Origin of the sequence: Streptomyces sp. NPDC005281, assembly GCF_040607495.1 — a bacterium.
GTDB lineage: Bacteria > Actinomycetota > Actinomycetes > Streptomycetales > Streptomycetaceae > Streptomyces.
Genome location: NZ_JBEXGX010000098.1, coordinates 1 through 1,544, shown reverse-complemented (window position 1 = coordinate 1,544; position 1,544 = coordinate 1). Strand labels below are relative to the sequence as shown.

Genomic DNA, 1,544 nt, shown 5'->3' with positions numbered 1-1,544 from the left:
CTAGCGGTGGTTTGTTGACAGCGGGTCAGGGCGGTAGTAGGCCGGTAGCAGAGGAACGTTGCCTCGCCGCCTGGGAGCTGTGATGACCCGCCGTGTGCCGTGTCCGCCCGCTCCGGGCCCGCTGGAAGCCTACGCCGCACGCTTCGATGACCTGTTCTCCACGCTGGCACAGCGCCGCGGGTTCCGCGAGTACCTCGCGGGGCTGCTGCTGCCGCGAGACCGCAACAAGACGCTGACCTGCCTGGCCGGCACCGAACCCATCGTAGGTGCCCAACATGCTTCGGTGCAGCGGCTGCAGTTCTTCCTGTCCGAGTCGACGTGGGACCACGAGCAGGTCAACGCCCGCAGGGTGGCACTGCTGCTGGCCGATCCCGCGACCACGCCGCACCCTGGCGGGGTGCTGGTGATCGACGACTCGGGAGACCGCAAGGACGGAAAAGCGACCGCGCACATCGGCCGGCAGTGGCTGGGCCGGCTGGGCAAGACCGACAATGGCATCGTCACTGTGACCACCTGCTGGGCCGACGAGAACCTCTACTACCCGCTGCACGCCGTGCCCTACAGCCCCGCCCATCACTTCCCCAAGGGCAAGAGCGATCCCGGATTTCGCACGAAACTGCAGATCGCCGCCGAACTGGCCCGCACAGCCAAGGCCGCCGGAGCGGCCTTCCGAGCCGTGGCCGCCGACTGCGCCTACGGCGACCAGGACGGCTTCCGTAGACAACTCGCCGCGGCGGGACTGCCGTTCGTCATGGCCCTCAAGCCGAGCCACGGCACCTGGTCCTACGGCAAGGACGCCTACACCCCCGCCGACGCCGCCGGTGCCCTGACCTGGACGGACCCCGAGCACCCAGGCGACTGGACCGCCGTAGAGCGGACCTTCCGCGACGGGCACACCGAGACCTGGTGGGCCGCCGACGCCCACCTCGGCTGGTGGGGACCCGACGGAAACGTCCGCCTGGTCGTGGCCACAGCGGACCCGGACACACTGCCCGTGCAGGCCACCTGGTACCTGGCCACCGACCTGCCCCGTCCCGGCGGCCCCCGCGAGGCCGACAGCCCCGAACCCGCCGCCGACCTGCACGAAGTCGTACGGGTCTACGGCATCCGACACTGGATCGAGCAGAGCTACAAGCAGGTCAAGGACGAACTCGGGTGGGCCGACTTCCAGGTCCGTTCCGACATCGCAATCCGCCGCCACCAGACCCTGGTCACCTGCGCGTTCTCGTTCTGCTGGGACACCTGGTTCGCCCGACCCCCAGACCGTGAGCCCGTCGTCGTCCCAGCGGTCCCGCCGACTGCCACGCCGACAGCGGGACCGGCTGAGAGGGGGCCCAAGCGGAACCCACCAGCCCCATCCGGCCAGCTGGCCCAAGGCGATCCGCGCCGTCCGGGCCTGGCTCGACCCCTGGACCACCCTCCAACGTTGCTGGCGAGCCTGGACGAACGCACCCCCGCCACCCGAACTCCAAGCCCTGATCAACGCCGTCGGCGCAGGCCACCCACTTGATCTCTACTCCCCGGCCTAACAAACCACCGCTAGG

1 protein-coding gene is annotated in these 1,544 nt (G+C 69.8%); it reads left to right on the top strand.

What is annotated here, in order from left to right; genetic code table 11:
- Positions 1-82 precede the first annotated feature (82 nt).
- On the top strand, positions 83-1,510 hold the full coding sequence (locus ABZV42_RS42195) for an IS701 family transposase (RefSeq protein ID WP_356057560.1): 1,428 nt from the start codon (positions 83-85) through the stop codon (positions 1,508-1,510).
- Positions 1,511-1,544: the final 34 nt, after the last annotated feature.

Bases quoted from the DNA above. Each gene is read 5' to 3' on its own strand.
- ABZV42_RS42195 (WP_356057560.1), top strand. From the start codon at position 83: ATGACCCGCCGTGTGCCGTGTCCGCCCGCTCCGGGCCCGCTGGAAGCC.